This window comes from Kitasatospora sp. CB02891 (assembly GCF_002803145.1).
Classification (GTDB): Bacteria; Actinomycetota; Actinomycetes; order Streptomycetales; family Streptomycetaceae; genus Kitasatospora; species Kitasatospora griseola.
In genome coordinates this window covers 214,077-235,333 of record NZ_NNBO01000012.1, presented here as the reverse complement: position 1 = coordinate 235,333, position 21,257 = coordinate 214,077, and the positions used below count along the sequence as shown (strand labels likewise).

At 72.3% G+C, this 21,257-nt stretch carries 21 protein-coding genes and 1 pseudogene; 13 read left to right on the top strand and 9 right to left on the bottom strand.

Annotated elements, in window-relative coordinates:
- The first annotated feature begins 102 nt into the window (after window positions 1-102).
- The 7 genes from CG736_RS25610 to CG736_RS25585 all read left to right on the top strand — a co-directional run bounded on the left by CG736_RS25610 (window position 103) and on the right by CG736_RS25585 (window position 9,539).
- Window positions 103-4,710: an RNase A-like domain-containing protein gene (locus CG736_RS25610; RefSeq protein WP_100588526.1), complete on the top strand. Its 4,608-nt coding sequence runs from the start codon at window positions 103-105 to the stop codon at window positions 4,708-4,710.
- Window positions 4,711-4,734: 24 nt separating this feature from the next.
- Window positions 4,735-5,385 (top strand): hypothetical protein, encoded by a 651-nt coding sequence (locus CG736_RS25605; protein ID WP_157815740.1) that lies wholly within the window; start codon window positions 4,735-4,737, stop codon window positions 5,383-5,385.
- A 789-nt stretch (window positions 5,386-6,174) separates the two neighbouring features.
- Complete coding sequence (locus CG736_RS25600) at window positions 6,175-6,594, top strand: hypothetical protein (RefSeq protein ID WP_157815739.1); 420 nt, start codon at window positions 6,175-6,177, stop codon at window positions 6,592-6,594.
- Between the two features lie 74 nt (window positions 6,595-6,668).
- Complete coding sequence (locus tag CG736_RS36535; protein ID WP_157815738.1) at window positions 6,669-6,929, top strand: hypothetical protein; 261 nt, start codon at window positions 6,669-6,671, stop codon at window positions 6,927-6,929.
- A 547-nt stretch (window positions 6,930-7,476) separates the two neighbouring features.
- Window positions 7,477-8,241 carry a hypothetical protein gene (locus CG736_RS25595; protein WP_157815737.1) on the top strand — a complete coding sequence of 255 codons (765 nt, stop codon included), beginning with the start codon at window positions 7,477-7,479 and terminating at the stop codon, window positions 8,239-8,241.
- A gap of 64 nt (window positions 8,242-8,305) precedes the next feature.
- Window positions 8,306-8,446 (top strand): hypothetical protein, encoded by a 141-nt coding sequence (locus CG736_RS25590; RefSeq protein WP_157815736.1) that lies wholly within the window; start codon window positions 8,306-8,308, stop codon window positions 8,444-8,446.
- Window positions 8,447-9,047: 601 nt separating this feature from the next.
- Window positions 9,048-9,539 carry a DUF1877 family protein gene (locus CG736_RS25585; RefSeq protein ID WP_157815735.1) on the top strand — a complete coding sequence of 164 codons (492 nt, stop codon included), beginning with the start codon at window positions 9,048-9,050 and terminating at the stop codon, window positions 9,537-9,539.
- Window positions 9,540-10,005: 466 nt separating this feature from the next.
- Here CG736_RS25585 and CG736_RS25580 read toward each other — a convergent pair whose 3' ends face one another.
- A complete protein-coding gene (locus tag CG736_RS25580) occupies window positions 10,006-10,788 on the bottom strand; it encodes a maleylpyruvate isomerase family mycothiol-dependent enzyme (protein WP_232734174.1) in 783 nt (260 codons plus the stop codon).
- A 599-nt stretch (window positions 10,789-11,387) separates the two neighbouring features.
- Window positions 11,388-12,146: a DeoR/GlpR family DNA-binding transcription regulator gene (locus CG736_RS25570; RefSeq protein ID WP_100588518.1), complete on the bottom strand. Its 759-nt coding sequence runs from the start codon at window positions 12,144-12,146 to the stop codon at window positions 11,388-11,390.
- Window positions 12,147-12,194: 48 nt separating this feature from the next.
- Between CG736_RS25570 and CG736_RS25565 the strand changes: the two genes are divergently transcribed.
- The 4 genes and pseudogenes from CG736_RS25565 (at window position 12,195) to CG736_RS38010 (ending at window position 13,843) form a co-directional block, all read left to right on the top strand.
- The gene (locus tag CG736_RS25565) at window positions 12,195-12,593 is read left to right on the top strand and encodes a DUF4406 domain-containing protein (protein WP_198520608.1); all 399 of its coding nucleotides are present in this window, start codon (window positions 12,195-12,197) and stop codon (window positions 12,591-12,593) included.
- The gene (locus CG736_RS25560; RefSeq protein WP_100588517.1) at window positions 12,590-13,267 is read left to right on the top strand and encodes an NUDIX domain-containing protein; all 678 of its coding nucleotides are present in this window, start codon (window positions 12,590-12,592) and stop codon (window positions 13,265-13,267) included. Before CG736_RS25565 ends, CG736_RS25560 begins: the two co-directional genes overlap by 4 nt.
- Before the next feature lie 92 nt (window positions 13,268-13,359).
- A pseudogene (locus CG736_RS39015) lies at window positions 13,360-13,575 on the top strand (hypothetical protein); the annotation flags it as partial.
- A gap of 94 nt (window positions 13,576-13,669) precedes the next feature.
- Window positions 13,670-13,843, top strand: coding sequence for a hypothetical protein (locus CG736_RS38010; RefSeq protein WP_232734173.1), 174 nt, complete (start codon window positions 13,670-13,672; stop codon window positions 13,841-13,843).
- An 81-nt stretch (window positions 13,844-13,924) separates the two neighbouring features.
- Here the strand turns inward: CG736_RS38010 and CG736_RS25545 are convergent, their stop codons facing one another.
- Together CG736_RS25545 and CG736_RS25540 are read right to left on the bottom strand one after the other, a co-directional pair.
- The gene (locus CG736_RS25545; protein ID WP_100588516.1) at window positions 13,925-14,344 is read right to left on the bottom strand and encodes a RidA family protein; all 420 of its coding nucleotides are present in this window, start codon (window positions 14,342-14,344) and stop codon (window positions 13,925-13,927) included.
- A gap of 44 nt (window positions 14,345-14,388) precedes the next feature.
- On the bottom strand, window positions 14,389-14,895 hold the full coding sequence (locus CG736_RS25540; protein WP_100588515.1) for a cupin domain-containing protein: 507 nt from the start codon (window positions 14,893-14,895) through the stop codon (window positions 14,389-14,391).
- 86 nt (window positions 14,896-14,981) lie between these two features.
- Between CG736_RS25540 and CG736_RS25535 the strand changes: the two genes are divergently transcribed.
- Window positions 14,982-15,485 carry a MarR family winged helix-turn-helix transcriptional regulator gene (locus CG736_RS25535; protein WP_255419034.1) on the top strand — a complete coding sequence of 168 codons (504 nt, stop codon included), beginning with the start codon at window positions 14,982-14,984 and terminating at the stop codon, window positions 15,483-15,485.
- Between the two features lie 255 nt (window positions 15,486-15,740).
- Here the strand turns inward: CG736_RS25535 and CG736_RS25530 are convergent, their stop codons facing one another.
- The gene (locus CG736_RS25530; protein WP_100588513.1) at window positions 15,741-16,811 is read right to left on the bottom strand and encodes an RNA ligase (ATP); all 1,071 of its coding nucleotides are present in this window, start codon (window positions 16,809-16,811) and stop codon (window positions 15,741-15,743) included.
- Between the two features lie 267 nt (window positions 16,812-17,078).
- Between CG736_RS25530 and CG736_RS25525 the strand changes: the two genes are divergently transcribed.
- Complete coding sequence (locus CG736_RS25525) at window positions 17,079-17,684, top strand: hypothetical protein (RefSeq protein WP_100588512.1); 606 nt, start codon at window positions 17,079-17,081, stop codon at window positions 17,682-17,684.
- Between the two features lie 105 nt (window positions 17,685-17,789).
- Here the strand turns inward: CG736_RS25525 and CG736_RS25520 are convergent, their stop codons facing one another.
- From CG736_RS25520 to CG736_RS25505, 4 genes are all read right to left on the bottom strand, one after another.
- Window positions 17,790-18,878 (bottom strand): hypothetical protein, encoded by a 1,089-nt coding sequence (locus tag CG736_RS25520; RefSeq protein ID WP_157815734.1) that lies wholly within the window; start codon window positions 18,876-18,878, stop codon window positions 17,790-17,792.
- 9 nt (window positions 18,879-18,887) lie between these two features.
- Window positions 18,888-19,328, bottom strand: coding sequence for a hypothetical protein (locus CG736_RS25515; RefSeq protein WP_157815733.1), 441 nt, complete (start codon window positions 19,326-19,328; stop codon window positions 18,888-18,890).
- A 628-nt stretch (window positions 19,329-19,956) separates the two neighbouring features.
- Complete coding sequence (locus tag CG736_RS25510) at window positions 19,957-20,457, bottom strand: peptidylprolyl isomerase (RefSeq protein WP_100588509.1); 501 nt, start codon at window positions 20,455-20,457, stop codon at window positions 19,957-19,959.
- Between the two features lie 105 nt (window positions 20,458-20,562).
- Window positions 20,563-21,021, bottom strand: coding sequence for a hypothetical protein (locus tag CG736_RS25505; RefSeq protein WP_157815732.1), 459 nt, complete (start codon window positions 21,019-21,021; stop codon window positions 20,563-20,565).
- Between the last annotated feature and the right edge of the window lie 236 nt (window positions 21,022-21,257).

Below are 21,257 nucleotides of genomic sequence, written 5' to 3'. Positions count from 1 at the left end.
GCAACACCCCGGCCCGGCACGCTCTTTGACCCGGCAACACCCCACCGCCCCAGGTCGCCGCAGCAACTTGCCGCGACCACAGAAGGAGACTTCGGATCCTCGATGAAAATCACCAGTAGGAAATGGACACCCTGGCGGCGTGGCGCCGTCGGGGTGGCGGTCGGCGGCCTGCTCGCCGGCCTGCTCGCCATACCCGCCTTCGCCGCTGACGAGCCGCCGATCGGCCCGATACCGGACCGGGTCGCGGCGATCGCGGCGTGGAAGGACGGCGGCCCGGCAGTCAGGCAGGCCGCCGAAACCGCCCTGGCCGGCTCCGACGGCGACGTGGCCGCCTTCCTGGCCACCGGTAGGACCGCCGCTTCCGAAGCCGACCTGCGCACCCGCGTGGAGGAGGTCACCGCGACCTCCGGCCCGTGGGTGCGCGCGGCAGCACTGAAGGCGCTCGCCGGCACGGCAGCCGATGTGCAGGCGTTCGTCGACTCCGGATACAAGCGCCCCTTCGAGGACGACCAGCGGCTGAGGCTGTCGCAGATCATGTCCTCCGGCGGGCCGGCGGTGCGGAAGGCCGCGGGGCTCGCGCTGGACGGCACCATCGACGACGTCAACACCTTCTTGACGACCGGTCAGTACCGGGCGCAGGACGACGACGACCGTCTGAAGCTGTCCCAGCTGATGTCCTCGGGCAGCACGGAGGTGCGCAAGGCCGCCGGTGCGGCGTTGGACGGCACGATCGAGGATGTGCGGGAGTTCCTGCGCTACGGCTACCAGACCGCCGCCGCGCACGACCAGGAGACCCTGACGATCTCCCAGCTCGCGGACCTGACGGCCAATGCCGTCGACCAGGCCGGCCAGCAGGCCCGGGAGGCCGAGGACGCGGCCGCCCAGGCGCTGGCCGCGAGCGCGCTGGCCAAGCAGGCCGCCGAGAAGGCCGCAGCGGAGACCAAGGCCGCCAAGGGCGATGCGCAGAAGGCGTCCAACGCCGCGGCCAAGGCCGCCGACGCCGCCGAGCGGGCCGCGAAGGCCGCCGCGCAGGCCTCCAGCGCCGCCGCCAAGGCCAACGAAGCGTCCCGGCAGGCTGCTGACGCCGCCGCGGACGCGGCCCGTGCCTCAACTGCTGCGGGCAACGCCTCCGCGCAGGCCCAGGACTTCGCCGCCAAGGCCGCCGGAAACGCCGCCGACGCGGACAAGGCGAAGAACGCCGCGGTCAACGCGAAGAAGCTCGCCGGCGAGGCGGAGACCATCGGCGAGCGCGCCCAGTGGGCGGAGCACGCGTCCAAGCAGGCCGACAGGGCCGCCCAGGCCGCCAATGAGGCTGCGGCAAACTCCGACGCCGCGGCCGCCGCGGCCACCGAGGCCGCCAACCAGGCCGGTGTCTCCGAGGAGGCCCGCGACCGCGCCAGGGCCGCCGCCGACCGCGCCCATGCCGCCGCCGCCGAGGCGCACCGCGCCTGCGCCGCCGTCCAGAAGATCGCGGCCGAGGCCCGGGCGGCTGCAGCCGAGGCCCGGCGCGCAGCCGACTCCGCCGCCGCCCACGCAGGTGCCGCAGCCGACGCAGCGCAGCAGGCGGCCGACCATGCAGGCGACGCCGCCCTGGCTGCCGCCACCGCGCAGGCCGCCGCCACCGCCGCCCAGCAGGCCGCCGCCGACGCGGCCGCCGCCGCGACCCAGGCGCACAAGATCGCCGACCTCGCACGGGCCTCGGACGCCGAGCGCCTCGCCGCCCAGCAGGCCGCCGAGGTCGCCGCCGCCCAGCAGGCCTACTTCGACGAAGCGGCCAAGGCCAAGCAGGCCGCGTGGGAGACGGGCAAGGCCACCGAGCTCGCCGCCGACACCCAGCGCCTGATCGGCGAGGCCACCGCCGCCGGCGTCGACCCGTCGGTGGCGGTGGCAAAGGGCCGCCTCGCCGCGACCCGCCTGCTCACCGCGGGCGGGCCCTGGGTCCAGGCCGCCGCGCAGACCGCGCTGGAGGGCCACGACGCCGACGTCCTCGCTTTCCTCAGCACCGACCTCGCCCTCGCGCGAGAACGCGACGACCGCACCAGCGTCACCGCCCTCGCCTCCGCCTCCACCAAGCTCGAGCGGCGCCTGGCCGCCGAGACCGCCTCGGTCGGCACCGTCGACGAGGTCCGGGCGTTCCTCGCGACCGGCGCCTACCCGGGCAAGGACGACGACGACCGCCTCGCCCTGTCCAAGATCATGTCCTCCGGCGGGCCGCGCGTGCGCGAAGCCGCCGGCAAGGCACTGGACGGCACCATCGCGGACATCCGGGCGTTCCTCGCCACCGGCCAGTACACGGCCCGCGACGATGACAACCGTCTGCTGGTCTCCCAGGCCATCTCCGGCGGAGGCCCCGAGGTCCAGGCCGCCGCCCAGGCCGCCATGTCCGGCCCCACCTCCGGCCTGGAGCCCTTCCTGAGGATCGGCCTGCCCAAGGCCCAGCAGCGCGACGCCGTCACCGCCGCGCACGTCTCCACCATCGCCTCCTACTTGCAGGCCATCGACGGCAACGTGGCCAAGGCCCGCCAGTACGCCGCCCAGGCCGCCCAGTCCTACGCGACCGCCCGCGGCGCCAGCGACGAGGCCAACGCCTACGCCGGCCAGGCCGACGCATCCGCCAAGGAAGCCAGGACCTGGGCCGATCAGGCCGCCGAGTCCGCCCGCAAGGCCCAGGCCAGCGCCGACCAGGCCACCGCCTACGCCGCCCAGGCCCGCGCCTCCGCCGCCAGCGCCGACGCCGCCGCCCGCAACGCCGACTACTCCGCCTCGGCGGCCGCCGCCTCCGCGGCCCAGGCACGCCATTACGCCACCGACGCCAAGGACGCCGCCGACAAGGCCCTCGCCTCCAAACTCGAAGCCCAGGCGAGCGCCGACGAGGCCCGCAAGGCCGCGATCGACGCAGCCAACATCGTCTACCAGAAGATGAAGGACGGTAACGCCGCAGGCGAGATGGAGTCCCAGACGGCCGTCGTCGACGACCTCGGACGGGTGTCCTACATGGACGCGGTTCCCCACGGGGAGCTGAAGCAGGAGATCGTCTTCGACGACAAGTACGGCAAGGGCCTGCAGGCCTGTGTCGACGCCGTCGACATCCTCAGACGTTGGACGAGCAGCGCGAAATGGCACCGGGGCCCGAACGGTGGGGAAGAGGTCTGCACCTTCCCGGTCAACGTCAAGGTGACCGGTGAGATCGACTACATCCTGAGGACCTGCCCCGACGCCGGCCTCAGCATCGCCGCGTGCCACGGCAAGTACAACAACGACTGGGTGACGACCCCCCTCTACACCGCGCAGCTCGACAAGGTCCAGATGGAGAGCTCGTACGACCTGCTTTCCAGCGAGTACATGGAGCGGTACAACTGCTACTCGGCTCCCCCTGGCTCCCGAAACTGCCAGACCATGGAGAGCTCGAAGATCATAGTTCACCTCCTGGTCGGTGACTTCATCGAGTGCTTCAAGAACCCCGGCCTGAACGCCTCCTGCGCCTGGGCAGCGTCCAACTTCATCCCCTACGGAACACTCAGCAAAGCCGCCAAGGGCCTCGTCGCCTTCCGCTTCGCCCTCGAAACCGGGACCGACCTCGGACAGGCCAAACTCGCCCTCCAGGCCAGCCTCGACGGCTTCAAGGACGCCACCGTCGGCAAACTGCTGGCCAGCGCGGACGCCCTGTCCAAGTTCCGCCTCAACCTGAAGAGCGGCATGAGCGCCGACGAGGCGCTCGCAGCCCTGCGCAACGTCCGGGACATGGACCCGCAACTGCTCAGGCAGGCGGAGAGCGAAGCCGCCGCCGTGAAGTGGGGCGAGGCATGCGAGACCAACAGCTTCCCCGCCGGCACGCCAGTACTGCTGGCTGACGGCTCCCACCGCCCGATCGAACAGATCCGAATCGGCGACAGCGTCCTCACCGGTGCCCCGGACGGGCAGCTTCAAGCGCAAACCGTCACCGCGACGTACTCCCACCTGACCGGGCGGCTGACGGAGGTCAGCCTGGAGGGCGGCGGGATCCTCACGTCCACCGAGGGGCACCGCGTCTATGTCGAGGGCGGCGGCTGGAAGACCGTGGCCGACCTGCGACCGGGCGACCGCGTGCGCTCCGCCGACGGCTCGATCCGGAGCATCACCGCGCTCCGACCCCGGACGGCGCAGGACATGACCGTGTACGACCTGACGGTCGACGGCACCCACACCTTCTTCGCCGGAACGGCGGGCATCGACGCGCTGGACATCCTCGTCCACAACTGCGTCAACTTCATCGAGGACGACGTCAAGTTCGTCAACGAGGGTGGGCACACCGTCTCGGACCACATCGACCTCAGTGGGCAGAAGCTGCTGGACGCGGTGAAGGCGAAGGACGGCCCGGTCACAGTCTGGATCGACGCCGCGACCGCCCAGAAGGCCGTCGCGCACGCCGTCACGGAGTGGCGCAAGGTGCCCGCCAACGAACGGGCCCTGGAGAACTGGATCAAAGCACAGAGGAAACGAATCGGAGACAATATAGGATTCGATCCACGCCATGACCTCCAGGAAGTTCTGTGGGAGGTTCCGACCGATGTGATCCCAGGCAATCTGGCATACAGGTACGAGCTCAGCGGTAAACCCCTTCCCGCAAATCCTCTGACGAAAACCGCCACTGGCCGGAAGGTTCTCATCCAGCTGAAGTATGTCGCCAAACATCCGGACAATTTCGTCGTCTACACGTCCTACCCTGAATAGTCCGACCGGAGATGGACAGAAAAGATGGAACCGCTGGGACCCAATGGAGATTTTGGAATCTCCGGCCTTGGAATGAAGATCAGGGGCCCGTATGGCCCGACTGATTGGACTGGAACCCTGGAATTCATCACAACCCGCCTGGAGCGAATGGGGTCGCAGGAAGCTGCGGCGCTGAGCGTTGACGCCCAGCGACTCATCATGTCGACCCTTTCCAATTCGGAGCTGGAGGTCCTCTGGCTGTCCACCACTGGTCGACACTTCAATCCCGAGGGCAAGGGCGGCAATATCAGGGAATTCCTGGCGGACATTGCGAGAGTCTGCTCAGGTTTTCTCTGCCCGGGTGATACGGAGGCCTTCGCGGCGCAGGCTTCACAGTTCGACTCGCAAGAGATCCGTCGACAAATCCTGGAGGAGCTCGACACGGTTCAGGGGTCACTACTGGAGCGGTGCGACACGTCCGTCAAGGAGTCGATCGTGTCCCTGCTGGAGCGTGCGGTGGGCGAGCTCGGGGCCGACCTCGGAATGCGGCTGCTCCTGCGCGCCCTGAAGACGTCCTTCGCACCCATCGGTCTCACTCGGCTGGCGAGACTCGAAACCCTTGGCGAACGGCTCGGCTACAGCGACCTGGCAGTCGCGGACGGCACCCTCAACACCCGTTTCGACCTGACCGACTGAGTTCCCGTCAACTGAAGTGGGAGGGCGGCGCCGCTATGGCGCCGCCCTCCCGCCCGTCTTCAACCAGCATCCGATCCAACTGTCTCCGGCCGTCGGCAGCTGCCACGGTGGCGGGGCACTTCCCGAACCCGATCTCCGTGCGCAGTTGGACGGCGTCGCGCGGGGTCTGTGACGAAGCGGTGGTCGCGGATGGTGGTGTCGACCAGGACGCGGTCGATGCACCCGGTCCTGCACGACCTCGCCGCTGCGGTCTGCGAACGCGGCGCCCACCTGGCCGCGAGGCGCGACGCCGAGTCCCGACTCCTCGGCGAGAGTCCCGGAGTGCGCCGCGCACGGTGCGGTCGACGGCCGCGGCCGGGTCCTGGCCCAGGGTCCGGGCAACCACCACGACCTCCTGGAGCTCGACCGCATCGACCCCGGCAACCGTCTCCGCCCGCAGCACCGGACCGTGCTGCGCGACGTCGAGTAGCTCCGCGCGCTTGCGGGCGAGACCTGGCCTGCGCGGCCGGGCGGTGCCGGCGACGTCCTGGTGGTCGGGATCACCCCCGTCGCCGAGTCGGCGACAGGGGTGATCAGCAGTCATGAGCCGTTCCCCCAGAGGAGGTTGCTCTCCCGTGCCGGATCAGGGCGATGTGGCGCGAGCCGGACCCGTTGTCGAAGATGTCGGCGGACACGGGAAACCGATGGCGCCGGGAGGAGTCGGGCGACGAGACTGCGCGGATGGATTCCTTGCCCCCGCTCCCGGGCCCGCTTCCCTGGCCGGTGCCGGACCCGCGGACCCGCCGTTTCGTGGCCGAATACATGCAGATGCACGACCTGGTGGCGGAGCTGGTACTGCCCGCGCACGCGCCGGCCTACATCACCAGCGTCTTCGAGACGGCACGGGAGCTGGTGCGGCACTCCTACTTCCGGTACGAGTTCACCACCGTCGCCGTCTCCATCTCCCTGTTCGCCCTGGAGCGCGCCTTCGGCGAGCGCTTGGGCTCCAAGAAGCCGCTGCAGAAGCTGGTGGAGCGGGCAGCCGACGAGGGCATCATCACGGCCGAGCTGGCCGGCCGGCTCGACGCCGGCCGGAGCCTGCGCAACAAGCTCGCGCACGGCGACCTGACCGGCACCGCACTCACCCCGGCCATGGCCGTCGCGATGGTGAAGGCCGCCTTCGACACCGCTGGGCTGCTCTTCCCCGGCCCCGCCGAGGGCAGCAGCTGACCTGCCGCCCGGCACCGGCTCGGGCTCCGGACATGCCGATGGCCACCGGAGGCCTGCGCGCGAGGATGGGCCGGGTGACCACCAGCAATCCGCACCGCCCCGCGGCATCAGCGCCCTCATTCCTTCCACCCGGACCGCTGCCACCACTCCGGGCGAACACGCCGCCACTCAGCTCCTGCACCTGCGCACCACCGCCGTCCCTGTGCCAGTCCTCGCCGCCGAAACTGATCGCCCCTCAACTCGACGCCCCCGACGCGGCCACCCGCGACGCCGCCGCCGACGTCCACGCCCGCCTGCTCGCCGCCATCGAGGACGCCACCCACCCACAGCGGTAGCCGAAACGCGCACCTGCCGCCCAGGGACAACCGCCGGAAAGTGCGCGTAGCACCCCATTGCCCGCGGTGCGCACAGCACCTCACCGCCCGTCAGGCGCCCGGGCGGTACCAGGCCGCAGTGGCCCGGGCACCGGTCAGTTCGCAGCGAGCGCGGCCACGGTGACACGGTGAGTCGCAACGTTTCCAACGTGACGTGGTGAGTGCCATCGCAACACCCCGTACATTCGGCATGGCTGGCCCCATGGCACTGGCGCGAATTCACTGAACCGGGTGGGGGTGGCGCGGGGTCGGCACCGGGCCCGGGGTGATCGGCCGTCGGAAAAGGCGGCCCGGGCGCCTGTCGGCGCGGACCCGTTGGCCGGCAGGGTTGGCCGTTGGGCGGACGGCGGGTGGGCGGCGGCGGTAGCGTGCGGGCATGCGGATCGCTGAACGCCTTTGGTTGGCAACGGTCTTGGGGATTTTCTGCTTCGCAGCGAGCGGGTGTTCGGGGGGAGGTTCGCCGGCGGCGGATGCGGGCTCCGGCACCGGGGCGGCCGGGGCCGCTGCGGTGGCCGATGTCGAGGGCACTGAGTTCGGGTCCGATCACATCCGGCAGATCGTCGAGTCGGTGTACGTGCCCGGCACGACGGGGCTGCACGGCGGGGAGGTGTTCCGCCCCGGGCAGGGGAAGCCGTTGGCCCTGTCGCCCTGCCGGGTGGAGCAGCCGATGTCCGGGGTGCGGGTCGACGACAGGATCCGGGTCGGGCCTGCGACGGTGCCCGTGCCGGGGGCGATCTACGAGTTGCGGGTCCCGGCGGAGTCGGACGGGATGTGGGCGAGCGTGTACGTGCTCGCGCCGGGCGCGGACACCACGAAGCTGCTCGTGGACCTGCTGGCGGCGGGTCAGGCGTGCGGGTCGCGCACGGTGGCGGCTGCGGACCCCTCGTCGCGGGCCTCCGCGCGGGTGGTGAGCACCTCGTGGACCACCATGGGCACGGACGGTCCGGGGGTGGCGGTGATCAGCGCGTCGGTGCCCGAGGCCGGTGCCACGGCTCCGCCGAAGGGGCCGAACTGGACCATCGGGCCGGACGGAAAACTCGCGCCGGACGGCGACCTGACGGCCCTCCACACAGCCGGCCCGGGGTTCCTGGACTACGGCGAGGCCGTGTTCTACGGCACCAACGGCCGGATCCTGGTCGAGGTGGCCATGGTCGGCCAGAACCGTCCCTCGGCGGGCTCGACGTCCAACGTCCCGGCCGTGGAGGAGGCGTACCCGGCCGCACAGCGCGCACTGAAGGAACTACTCGCCGGGTTCCGGGGCCTGCCGGACTGACCCGGGACCGACCCCGGCCGGGGTGGTGTCCTCGTACGTCAGCGGCGTCAGGGATGTCAGGGATGTGAGGGATGTCAGGGCAGGTTCTTCGGCGGGTGGCGGTCTCACCACGATCGCGATCTGGGCCGTGATGATGGACGAGCACGAAGCCCCGTTCAGCTACAGCGGCTTCCCCTCCCGGGGCGAGTCCACCAACGAGAGCTGACCCGACCGGAGTCGACCGCCGTCACCCCCCCCTGCACGGCAGGCGTCAGACCAACCAGCCAGCCCTGAGTGCCAGTGCCGCAGCACCCACCCGTCGAAGGTCGGGGCGTCAGCCATCGGTGCCGGGAGAGCTCCGACCTCGGACACCAGCCACACCTCACCGCGGCGAGGTCCCGCCGTGACCACCAGCCAGAACAACGGCCCGTCCTCGGCGCCGAGAACGACCGACCCGTGGGTGAAAACGGCGCCGATACGTGGATCGTCAGCGTCGACCGTCTCGTCGTCCTCCCCCACACCGGGCCTGCGCTGAGGATGCGGCAGGTCACGCAGTGCCCGACGAACCCCCGCGCCGCAGAGCACGGGGACTCGCCCGGGGGCGGGACGGGATGGGCGGGGAGTCAGGTCCCACCCGGGTCCTGGCCGTCGGGAGCGATCGGGCGGTTCAGCTCAGCGAGGATCCCCTCCGAGATCCCCAGCGTCCGCCCGTCAGCCCCGACCAATGGCGCACATTCCTGCCCGCGCAGTCATCACTGCGGTGTCGGCGTCGACGAGTAGTGTCCGCCCACCGACCGGACAACCCCGACAGAGGGCGTGGTGCCGCAGTGAGCTTCCACATGCACCTTCGTGCCGTTCCGCAGAGCGACATCCAACCCGACGGCGACTGGCTGTCCACGTTCATGCGGAACTCCTGGCGCGACCTCCGGGAAGAGTTCACCGCAGGGATCGCAACCGCGATCGAGAAGGACTTCGACGAGGTGAGCCACCTCTACACAGGCTCCGCGGACGGCACCGGAGACCCCAATGCACCGGCTGCGCTGCCCGTCTTCGGGGGCACCACCATCGACTCCGAGGTCGGCCCGCCGTTTCTGATCATGACTCCGCTCCAGGTGAAACAGGCTGCAGCCTTCCTGGAAGCCGCGTCGTTCGAAGACCTCTGGACCGCCTCCAAGGACGGCGTCTTCGGCCCCCTCGGCAGCTTCATGTACGAGGCCGAAGCCAAGGCACTCTTCCTGCAGCACCACAACGACCTGCGCTCCTTCTACCGACAGGCAGCCGGCGCGGATCACTCCGTGGTCAAGGCCTTCTGGTTCTAGAAAGTCGCGCCCGCACGCCGACGCGCGGCCTCTACACCGGAGACACGTCTCCGGTCCTGCGTCGGCCGCAGACGGCCCGGGCCGCACCCGGGCACGTTCTACCGGGAGTTCCACTCCTCGCCGGGCAGAGGGTGCCAGAGGTCGAGCGGGCTGTGCAGCAGGAGGAGCGGCCGGGTCGGATTGACGTCGCCGGGCGCCGGCAGCGGATCGCAGGCCGAGGTCGGGGAAGACCGGGTCGGCGGTGGGGCTGCACGTCGGGCGGCCGTGCGCCCTGCGGTGGACGAGTCAGTCCTCGACCCGGGACGGCGCGCAGGGCCGGTCAGCGGAACACCGGGACGATCTCCGCCGGCCCCCGACGAGGAGACGTGGGGCCGGGAGGTCGCCGTCCTGCCGACCCGGCGGGAGCGCTGCGCCTGGCAGGATCCGTTCGCGATTCAGCAACAGGTTCGTACGCGGTGGCCCGTCGTCACGCCCAGTCCTCCGGTTCCCAGGCGAAGAGCAGGTCGAGCAGCTCCGGGTCCCCGTCGAGTTGCAGGGAGTCCACCGAAATGCGGTCGTACCGCCAGAGGACCAGATCACTGGCCGTGCCGCGGATGGAGAGGCCTGCCGCTTCCGGGGCCTCGCCGATGGCGGGCAGCCGGGTGGTCCGTGCGCCGTCTCCGTCGACCGTGAGGCGCCAGGAGCGGTCCTCGGTGGCGTGAAGGTCGAAGGCGGTGGGCTTGTGCGGCCAGGCGCTCCTCGTGAAGCTGGCGATGAACAGGCTCTCCTCGACACCGTCGAGCGCCACCTCGACCGGCAGCGGGGCCGGGTCGCCCACGGCGAGCTGGGCGTCGTAGGTGTGCACCGCGATCTCCTGGACCTGGTGCCGGGCGACGCCGCCAGCGGTGTGCGGCGTCTGCGTGACACCCCAGCCGGTGAAGCAGCCCTGGTCCGGACCGGCCTCCCGCAGGGCCGCCAGCAACAGCTCGGTCGAGGCGGCCAGCCAGGCCAGCACGTCCTCGCGCCCCTGCGGCGCGACCGCGTCACCCTGGGCCGGGGTCCTGGACGTGGCGTCCGGCCCGGCGGCGACGGTGGCGGCCCAGCGACGGCGGCCCTCGCCGATGTGCTGCACCAGGTCGAACAGCGTCCACCCGGGGCAGGTCGGCACGGGCAGGTCGAGGCTGGGCGCGACGGCGATCGCGGCGCGGAAGGCGGTTGCACGTTCGTCGATCAGCCGCAGCAGATCGGGAAACTCCGGAGTCTTGTGCACGGCGGTAGTTCTACCACCGTGATCCATTCGCCCGACAGCGGTTTTCCCGGCCGATGCGACGAGGAACTCCGGCCCGGACGAGCCCGCGCCCGGGCTGCGGACACCGGACGAACCCGGGCCGCGACGGCCCACGAGCTCGGGAGGGCCGAGGAGACCTGCCGGCACCTGGAGCGCACGGGGCGCGCGACCGTGCTGCCCCTGGTCCTGCTCATGGCGAGGGCCCGTGTCCGTGTGCGTGCGGCCGAGGAACGGGTCGCTCTGCTGATGCGGCAGCTCGACGCCGCGGAGGCCACCCGCCGAGAGGCCGACGGTCGGCGGTCGGCGGCCTGCAACTGCTCGGCGCGGCTGGTGCCGTCCGGGCGCAGGGCGGGGCGGCCGTGGCGCGACCGGCGTTCGGCCTCAGCCATCGGCCTCACGGGCGCGCCGCTGACCGTGCCGGTGGACCATGACGCGACGCGGTGTGGTGGGCGGCCGGCCTGGACCGAACGGCAGGCCGACCTGTTCGACCTCCGGCTTCGGCCCACCCACCCGATCGCGACCCGGTAGGGGGCGCTGTCGAGGAGCCGGCCGGTCCGCGATCCCGTGGTGGCTCGCAGCTGTCAGTTGGCCGGCAGGACCTCCAGGCCGAGCGCTTTCAGTTGCTCGACGACCGCGTCGTGGGGGTCGGCGTCGGTGATCAGGCCGCTGGTCTTCTCCCAGGGCAGCACGCGGAACCGCGAGGCCGTACCGATCTTCTCGGAGGAGGCGAGGATGTAGGTGTCCGCGGCCCGCGCCGCCAGGGCGCGTTTCATCGCCGCCTCTTCGGCGTCGCCGGTGGTCAGCCCCGCCTCCGGGTGCACGCCGGTGACGCCGAGCAGGCAGAGGTCGGCGGAGACGTTCTGCGCGGCCTCGACCGCGGCCGCGCCGCACGCGACCGCCGAGTGCTTGAAGATCCGGCCGCCGAGCAGGAAGAGTTCCGCCTGCGGATGGTCGAGCAGGGCGGCGGCGATCGTCGGACTGTGGGTGATCACGGTGCAGGTCAGATCCCGCGGGAGCGCGTGGGCGACGGCGAGGGCGGTGGTGCCGCCGTCGAGGATCAGCGTGCCGCCCGGCCGCACGAGGGCGGCGGCCGCCGAGGCGACCTTCCGCTTGCCGTCCTGGGCCACGCTCTGCCGGGCGGCGTAGTCCACCACCGCCGGCGAGACGGGCAGCGCGCCGCCGTAGACCCGCTGGCACAGTCCCTCGGCGGCGAGATCGCGCAGGTCGCGCCGCACGCTGTCCTCGGAGATCCCCAGGTCCGCGGCCACGTCCTTGGCGACGACCTTGCCCTCGCGGGCCAGCAGACCGAGCAGGTGGTCGCGCCGTTCAGCAGCCAGCATCCGTAATCTCTCCTGTTCTTGCACGTTTCTGCATGTATGGTAGCGCCCATGACCGACAAGCCCGTAGCCGGCGAGCCCATGCTCATCCTGATCGCCGGCCCCTACCGCTCCGGTACCGACGGCGACCCGCAGGCCATGGCCGCCAACCTCGCCCGCCTCGAAGCCGCTGCGTGGCCCGTCTTCGCCACCGGGCACCTCCCCGTGATCGGAGAGTGGATCGCGCTGCCCGTCCTGCACTCCGCGGGCGCGGGCCCCACCGACCCCCTCGCCGAGCAGGTGCTCTACCCGACCGCCGACCGCCTGCTCGCGCACTGCGACGCCGTGCTGCGCCTGCCCGGCGCCTCCGCCGGAGCCGACCAGGACGTAGCCACCGCCCGCCGCCGCGGCCTGCCCGTCTACCACGACGTGGCCGAGATCCCCCGCCGCACCCAGCGGGAGAGCGTGTGACGAGCCGCCCCGGCATCGACGCCCCCGACCACCGCGGCCGCACCGGCCTCGACCGGGCCGGGCGCGGCCTGGACCGCAACCCCGACGTCCGGGTCCGCGACGTCGAACTCACCTCCCAGGGCTGGCACGTCCTGCGCCGCACCACCTTCGACTACCGCCGCCGCGACGGCCGCTGGGAAGCCCAGCAGCGCGAGACCTACGACCGCGGCAACGGCGCCGTCGTCCTGCCCTACGACACCGGACGCGGCCGTGTCCTGCTCACCCGCCAGTTCCGCTACCCGGCCTACGTCAACGACCACCCCGACGGCATGCTCGTCGAAGCCGCCGCAGGGCTGCTCGACGCGGACGGCCCGGCCACCGCCATCCGCCGCGAGAGCGCCGAGGAGCTCGGCGTCACCCTCGGCCCGCTCATCCACGTCCTCGACGCCTACATGAGTCCCGGCTCCGTCACCGAACGCCTCCACTTCTTCGCCGCCCCCTACACGCCGGCCGACCGGACCGGGACCGGCGGCGGACTGGAGGAGGACGGCGAGGACATCGAGGTCCTCGAACTGCCCTTCGCCGAAGCCCTTGCCATGACCCGCGACGGCCGCATCATCGACGGCAAGACCATCCTGCTCCTGCAATGGGCGGCCCTGGACGGACCCTTCGCCCCCGCAGCGGGCGGCCGCTGACAACGCCTCCCCACCTGCGGTGCTGCCCCGGCCGATCCGCGGTGCCGCGTTGACCGACCGAGTGCCGGGGCGGGACCTCCCCGCGCTCGACCATGACGCCGTTCTCGACCCTGGCATCGGAGCAGACCGGAGCGACGAGGGAGGCTCCGGTGATCGCACGCCGGCGTTCCTGGGCGGACTCGACCAGCTCGAACACCATCGCCAGGGCCGCGGTCGGGCTGCCGGCCCCGCGGGTGACCCCGGTCCGCAGCTCGACCGAAGACGAGCCGATCCACGAGTGGGCCGAAGCCCTGTCGCTCCCGGCCAACTTCGGTCACAACCTGGACGCCTTCGAGGAATGCTTCACCGACACCCGCCGCCCGCCACCCGCTCCGGCAGCCGGACCCGGCCGGGCTGATCCTGGTGAGCGGGGCCGGGGCCGTCCTCGTCGACAAGCCGGTTCGCGAGCTGACGACCCTGCTCCAGATCCTCGACACGGCCGTCACCGACGAGGGTCCGTGCGTGCGGGTGCTGCTCCTCAGCGACGGCCCCGACACCACGGAACGACGGCTGTGCGCGGCGACCCGGGCCATGTGAGCGGTCCGGGTCGCCGCGCTCGAACGGCGGCGGCACGACGAGGGGTCCCACCGGCCGGTGGGACCCCTGCGCGTGGGTGGGTCAGCCCGCTGCGCCCGCCGTCGGCCGGACGGCGATCGCGTCGATCTCGAAGAGCATCCCCGGCAGGGCGAGCGAGGCGACCCCGCTGAGCGTCTGCGCGGGCAGCCGGTCGCCCCAGGCCCCGGCCAGGGCCTTGCCGAGGACGGCCAGCTTCTCCGGGTCGTGGTCGACGATGTACGAGCCGAGCCGGACCACGTGCTCGAAGCCGAGGCCGACCCCGGCGAGCGCGGTGCTCAGGTTGGCGAGGGCGAGCTCCACCTGGGCGGCGAAGTCGCCGGGCACGACCTGCCCGCTGGCGTCGGAGGCGTACTGACCGCCGATGAACACCGGTTCGCCGGGCGCGGAGGCGGCGTGGCTGTAGCCGAACGGTGTCGGGTCGTGCAGGCCGGGCGGGTTGGTGATGGTGCGGGTGTCGGTCACGGGGTTCCTTCTCTGGTGTCGGGCCGAGCTCGGTGCCGGGCGGTCTACGGCTGGGACCGGGCGGCTTCCTCCCGGGCGTCGCGCCAACTCGGCGACTCCAGGAAGTGGTTGTCGAAGAGGTCCTGCTTGGCGAGCAGTTCCTCGACCGTCGCCTCGCCCGCGCGGATCCGCTCCAGCAGGCGGAAGTAGTCGAAGCGCTCCACTCCGGGGGTGATCACGATCAGCAGGTCCGCCCCGGAGTCCGGCGCCGCCGCGAAGGCATGCGGCAGATGGGGCGGCACCACCACGAGGTCGCCGCTCCGGGCGGTGACCACCTCGTTCCCGACCAGCACCTGCGCCGAGCCGTCGACGACGAAGAACAGCTCCGAGGAGCCCCCGTGGTAGTGCGGAGTGGCGCCGTCCTTGCCGCGCCCCAGCGTGACGCGCAGGGTGCTCAGGGCGCCGCCGGTGGCGCTGGAGTCCGCCAGCAGCCGCCCCTTGCCGCCGAGCATTCCGACGGTCTCGGCTTCGTCGCCCCGCACCACCACGGCTTCCGGTCCGATCAACGTCATTGGCCTCTCCCCACAGTGAGCGCTCTGATAGTTCCATGACTGATAGTACTACGTCTAACTATCTCCCATCGAATAATATGGCCCCTATGGATCACGTGGACGTCATGCTCGACCAGTGGAGCCGGGAGCGCCCGGACCTCGACCTGACGGCGGTCGGCACCGTCGGCCGCCTCGGCCGATTCGCGCTGCTCGCGGGGCGGGTCGTCGAAGAGGTGTTCAAGCAACACGGCCTCCAGCGCGGCGAGTTCGACGTTCTCGCCACCCTGCGCCGCTCCGGCGCGCCGTACGAACTGATGCCCTCCGAACTCGCCGCGCTGCTGCTGATGTCGCGGGCCGGCATGACCAGCCGGACCGACCGACTGGAATCGGCGGGCCTGGTGGAACGCCGCACCGACCCGGCGGACCGGCGCAGCGTCCGCATCGCCCTCACCACGGCCGGACGCACCCTCGTGGACGCCGCCTTCACCGACCACGCGGCCAACGAGACCGCGCTGCTCTCCGCCCTCTCGGGCCAGGAACAGGCCACCCTGGACAAGCTCCTGCGCAAACTGCTCGCCGACGTCGAGGGCCCGGAGCGCCCGGCACCCTGACGGCCCCGTCAACGAGTACGGCAACAAGTGGACCTGGGTCCGTGTCGTCGGCGGCGGAAACCTCGGCTGGATGTACGGCGCCTACCTCAGCAACGGCGGTGCCACCGTGCGCTGCTGACCGCGCCTCGATCCGGCGATCACCCCGCGGTCCGCTTTCCGGTCGGAGAGAGGATCAAACCCAGTACGTCACACCCACCGGGGCGGGGCTTCAGCCGTCGAGCCGAAGCCTCGCCCCCGTTCGTCCTGCGCGGCCCGTCACTCGTACTCGGTGCCGCCCTTGCGCGTCAGGTAGCCGCCGCCGACCGCCTTGACGATCGCCCGGCCGCCCAGGACGGGGCTGTGGCGCTCGACCGCCGGCCGGACCACCACGCCCTCCCGGGTGTGCAGGTGCCGCCCGGTGATGGTCTCGCGGCCCTCGGCGAGCTCCAGCACGCGTGCCGCGTCGAACGGTCCGCGCCACAGCTCGGGCACCACGGGCAGCTCGCCGGCGAGCAGTCGGGGCGCGTCCAGCCAGTGCAGCTGACCGTCGATCACCGCCGAGACGTCGAACGCCGCGTACCCGGGCGGCTGCTCGGTGCGGCTGCTCGCACCGTACCCGAGGTCCTGTACGCCGTCCCCGAAGACCTCGCCGAAGATCCCGACCCGGCTCGCGCCCAGCCGGTCGGCGATCCGGGCGGCCAACTCCGGTATGCCATAGGCGCGGACGGCACGCCAGTAGAGGTTCCGCCCGTCCTCCTTCAGCGCGAGCCCCTGTGCCCCGACCCCCTTGGACGAGACCTGGACCGTACCGGTCTCGGCGTGGAGGGTGAGCAGGCAGCAGCTTCCGTGCAGCTTCTCGGTGACCACGACCGGCTCGCCCGGCTCGAAGACGTCGGGGAAGCGCTTGAGGTTCTCGATGTCCACCCAGGGCAGCAGGTCGGGCGCCGCCTCGACCTCGCCGCTCATCGAAGTCGGCACCGGCGGCACCCACTTGGTGACGCCGAGCAGCGCCGCGAAGTCCGTGCCCTCCTCGGCCGCCCGGGTCAGGTCGACCTCGGCCAGGGCTCGGGGGCGGCAGACGATGCCCTGCGACAGCTCGCCGCGCAGCCGTACTGCCTTGACCCGGTCGGCCTTGCCGCCCGCGAGCCGGCCGGTCAGCCCGAGTTCCTCGATCAGCTCGGACGGCAGGACCGACTGCTCGGGGATGTAGCACGCGAAGTCCCCGGTCCGGTACGCCCCCTTGGCCACGACGGCCCGGTAGAGGCCGACCTGCGCCAGCTCCAGGGCGTCTGCGTTCGGGTGCTCCAGGATGGTCAGGCGCTCGGCGGTCACCCGCAGTGTGGACATGGCGGTTTCGTCCTCCCCTTCTCGGAATGTCCGCGAACCGGACGAGATCAACTCTGTCGGGTGGACACCGCCCGACGCCAAGGGTTTTCGGGCTCTCCTGTCGCATCCGTGGCGTCCTGACCAGGCAGGATGTGCGCAGCACGCCGCATTCTGCCGCCGGTTCGCGCGGACCGGCGGGCACCTTCGGTCTGCGTCGCCGAGGCAGTGTCGCGTCGAACAGCCACCGCCCCCGCCAAGGCCCGGGGCGCTGGACGGCACAATGGGCCGATGTTGGAGTTGCTGCCGGGGATCGGCGTGGTCCTGCCGGCCGGAGCCGGGACGCTCAGGTTCGGGGCGACGGCCGAGGAGGCCGCCGCGACGCTCGCGGCGGTGCCCGGAAGCCACCGCACCAGACAGTGCATGACGCTGACCCGCGCCGACTACCAGCAGCTGCGGCACGCCCACGACGCCTGGCTCTGCGGCATCCTCTTCGACCGGAGCTGGAACACCGTCGCCGCCTTCGGGACCATCGTGGTGACCGTCGCGGCGGGAGGCCCAGACCGCGCCGACCGTCTCACCCTGATCACCGTCGAGGCCGACACGTCTCCGGACACGCCCGCGACGCACGCGGTGGCATGGGACGACGTCGACCTGTTCGGACACCCCGCCCAGGAGGTCGCCGCCGTACTGCCGGGCCCGACCCGCTCGTCGTCGCCGACCGCCGACGACCTGACGGCGCCACAGCTGGGCCTGTGGCTCCGCCGAAACCCCCGGCCCGTCGACCGGTGGTCACAGCTGACCCTGCTCGACGCGGCCACCGGATGGGAGCCGTGCTGCACGGGCACGTTCGCGTGCTCGGAGGGCGGAGACGGCTTCGTCGGCATCCTCCGCTGAAGCCCGCAGCCGGGGACCTCCCCGAACCGCCGACGCTGCCCGCGTCCCGGGCGACCGACAGCCGTTCGGCGACGGGCGCGGTGCGAGCGGACGGGCGCGACCCCCTCAGCAGGCGGCCATCCGCAGGGCTACCGGCAGCGGGACGGCGGGGTTGCGGGCGGCGTCCTCGGCGGTGGCGGGGTCGCGAAGCAGGGCGGCCAGCGTCGCGGCGGGCAGCGCCGGGTGGCGGGCGGCGACCTGGCGGACCGTCAGATCGGGGTCGTCGAGCAGGGCGAGGACGGTGGCCGGCGGCAGGCGTGGGTCCTCGGCGGCGCGGGCCCGGACCGCCGGGTCGGGGTCGGCGGCGAGGAGGACGGCCAGTGCGGTCGGTGCGGCGGGGTCGTCCAGAGCGAGCAGCCGGAACCGGGGGCGGGGGTCGTAGGCGTGGTGGCGCAGGCCGTCGCGGGGGAAGTTGGGGTGGTTGCGGGGCCGACCGGGGAAGGAGAGGCTGCCCGGCCACCAACTCCACACGTCCAGCAGGGTCTCGGCGGGGGCGTCGGCGCAGGACTCGGTGAGGAACAGCCGCACCACTCGGTCCTCGTCCCGCCCGAGCCGGGCTGCGACGTCGGCGGGAAGCCGGGGCGCGCGGGCCACGCTGCGGCGGATCCACCGGTTCGGGTGGGCGGCCAACTGCCGCATCGCGTCCGGGTCGTGGAACAGCGCGCCGACCCACCGGAGCCCGTACGTCCGCTCCTCGGCGGGGATGTCGGGGACGGTGTCGGCCAACGCGGCGATCTCCGCCGGCGTCCGGGGCGCCGCCGCGTCGGGCCCGGGCGGGCGCGCCATCCCGACCGCGGTGCGCTCCCCGCGCTCGGCGAAGTCGTCCCGCATCTCGCGCAGGAGTGCGAGCAAGGCCGCGCCGGCACCGCGCCCGGCAAGCGCCTCCAGCAGCCGGTCCCACTGCCCGGGTGACAGCGCCCCGGACTCGGCCACCGGGCCCCACACCCGCTTGGACGGGTGCTCGACGGCCGCGTCCAGCACCGGCGCGGGCAGCCCGCGCCGGTACAGGAAGTGCGGTTCGTCGCCGTCGAGCAGGGCGAGCAGTACCTCGGTCGGCGCGTCCGCCCTGCTCCCCAGCCCGGACCGCCACCGCCTGCGCAGCTCCGCGCCCGGCTCCGCTCCTGCCAGAAACTGCTCCCACACCCCGTCACTCATCCGGCCAGCCTAGGCTCCGCCCTGCCCCGGGCGCCGTGCCACCCGAGCCGCCGTCACCCCGAGGTCACAGGGTGCGCAGGAATTCTTCGAGCAGGCGGTCCCGTCGATCGAGACGGCGCGCCCGTTGGCGGCGGTGCGGGTGAGTCGTTCGGCCATGCCGAGGTGGTCGGGCGAGTCGACGGCGCCGTTGACGGCCGGCACGGGCACGTCGATCCGGGCGGCGCGGTTCCGGGTGTCGTGGACGGGGATGCGCAGGTCGGGTTCGTCGGCGGTGTGCTTGGACCGGGTGCTGTGCGTCATGTCGCGCAGGCGGGCGACGACGTCTGGGGCGAGATCGTCGAGGGTGCGGTCCGGTCCCGCGGCGAAGAGCGTGAAGGAGGCTCCACTGACGCCGCCGGCCCCGCCCGCGGCCACCGCGCCCTCCCACCACCCGGGCACAGGACAGTCCACGGCTCGACTCCGGCCAGTGGTGCCCCAGGTGGGCGGCGGCCTACGGCGCAGCGGCGACGGGAGGCGTTCTCCCGTCCCTCCGGCACCGGGGCGGCCGGCGACTTGGACCGCGACACCGACCTGTTCGGATACGCCGCGCTCGGCAGCGAACGCGTCTTCGACGACGCCCCACGCCCCGTTACCGCGCAATATCCGCGCGAACGCCTACCGGGCGACCGGCGACCCCGCCCGCGCCATCGGCCTGTCCGAGCAGATCCTCGTCGTCCATAGGACCTTCGCCCCCACCCTCAACGCCCAGATCCACCTCCTCCAAGTGGAGACGGCACTGACCGATCGGGGCCGGGCGCTGCTTCCGGGAGACCCGAGGCCCTCGGCCCGCACCCCACCGACGGCACCAGGCCCTCGCCGGCCACCGCTCCCGCCGTCTCCGGACGGGCACTGACCTGCGGCGCAGCGGTGGCAGCAGCCCGTTGTGTACCGGGCCCCGCAGTCCGGGCTCAAGCCCAAGCCCCGGCGCCCCGGCAGGACCGCGCCGCGCCCTGGTGAGTTCGACACCCGACGTCTCACCGGGGCGCGGGCCACGGGAGTCCGCCGCTCCCCGAGGGCGGGCGCGGGCGCGCCCCGGGGGTCACTCCACGATTTCGGCGCTCACCAGGACGACGTCCTCCTTCGGGACGTCGGCGTGCCCGGCCTTGGAGGTGGTGGGCACGGACTTGATCTCGTCGACCACTTCCTGGCCCTCGACGACCTCGCCGAACACGGCGTAGCCCCAGCCGGGGCCGGACTTCGCGGTGTGGTCGAGGAAGGCGTTGTCGGCGACGTTCAGGAAGAACTGGGCGGTGGCGGAGTGCGGGTCCGAGGTGCGGGCCATGGCCACCGAGTAGCGGGTGTTCTTCAGGCCGTTGTCGGCCTCGTTGAGGATCGGGGCGCGGGTCTCCTTACGGCGCAGGCCCGGCTCCATTCCGCCGCCCTGGACCATGAAGCCGTCGATCACGCGGTGGAACACCGTGCCGTTGTAGAAGCCGTCCGTGACGTACTGGAGAAAGTTCTCCACCGTCGCGGGAGCCTTCTCCGCGTCGAGGCGGATCACGATGTCGCCGTGGTTGGTGTGCAGCTTGACGTTGGACAAGGCCGTCTCGATTCTGACGCTGTGCTGATTTGCGGGTTCGCCCGCCCATCCTCGCAGGTGACCGCGCGTCGGGTGCACCGCCCACGGGCCGGTGGCGCGGAGGCCCTACTGAACGGCCGCGGTCCGGCCGGGCCGACGAGGCACTCGAACGGCGGCCACCGCGAGCAGTCCCGAGGCGACGAGGGCCGCGCCCCAGGGCAGACCGTGCGGCAGGGCGCGGGCGGCCGCGAAGGCGAACAGCAGACCGACGCCCTGGAGGACCATCGCGATCGTCGGCAGGGTCCCGACGGTGCTCCCCGCCCGGGCCCGGACGGCCGCCGCACCCCACAGCACGGGAATGAGCAGCCCGGCGAGCAGCGCGAGGCCGAGGATCGGCACGGCCACCACGCTCCCCATGTTCCCGCCCCCGGGAGAGCCGTCGTCGGGGACGATCACCGGGTGACTCACCTGCCACTGGGCGAGGCGCAGCGCCCGGAGGAACACCGCCGGCACGACGACCGAGGCCAGCCCGGCCACGCCGTACCAGTGCCAGGACCGTTGCCCGGCTCGATCGGTTGCAGTCACTGCCCTCACCTGGTCGTTGAGTCGGTCGCTGCGGTCGGCCTGCGGCGTGCGGCGCCCCACCCGGGCACGGCCTCAACGACCTCGCCGGGTCGCACGACCGGCCGCCCGTGCCGTCGTGGCCGACAGCCGTCCCGCGCGCACCGCACACGCCCCGCCGAGTCGAACAGCCTCCCGGACGCGCCACTATGACATCACACCAGCAACACACCGCACACCAACCACTCACCCGACGACCC

What these genes read in the sequence shown, in the direction of transcription:
- CG736_RS25520 (WP_157815734.1), bottom strand. Translation starts at nt 18,878, where the DNA reads ATGAGTGACGGGGTGTGGGAGCAGTTTCTGGCAGGAGCGGAGCCGGGC.
- CG736_RS25605 (WP_157815740.1), top strand. Translation starts at nt 4,735, where the DNA reads ATGGAACCGCTGGGACCCAATGGAGATTTTGGAATCTCCGGCCTTGGA.
- CG736_RS25570 (WP_100588518.1), bottom strand. Translation starts at nt 12,146, where the DNA reads ATGCTGGCTGCTGAACGGCGCGACCACCTGCTCGGTCTGCTGGCCCGC.
- CG736_RS25540 (WP_100588515.1), bottom strand. Translation starts at nt 14,895, where the DNA reads ATGACGTTGATCGGACCGGAAGCCGTGGTGGTGCGGGGCGACGAAGCC.
- CG736_RS25525 (WP_100588512.1), top strand. Translation starts at nt 17,079, where the DNA reads ATGTTGGAGTTGCTGCCGGGGATCGGCGTGGTCCTGCCGGCCGGAGCC.
- CG736_RS25565 (WP_198520608.1), top strand. Translation starts at nt 12,195, where the DNA reads ATGACCGACAAGCCCGTAGCCGGCGAGCCCATGCTCATCCTGATCGCC.
- CG736_RS25530 (WP_100588513.1), bottom strand. Translation starts at nt 16,811, where the DNA reads ATGTCCACACTGCGGGTGACCGCCGAGCGCCTGACCATCCTGGAGCAC.
- CG736_RS25610 (WP_100588526.1), top strand. Translation starts at nt 103, where the DNA reads ATGAAAATCACCAGTAGGAAATGGACACCCTGGCGGCGTGGCGCCGTC.
- CG736_RS25535 (WP_255419034.1), top strand. Translation starts at nt 14,982, where the DNA reads ATGGATCACGTGGACGTCATGCTCGACCAGTGGAGCCGGGAGCGCCCG.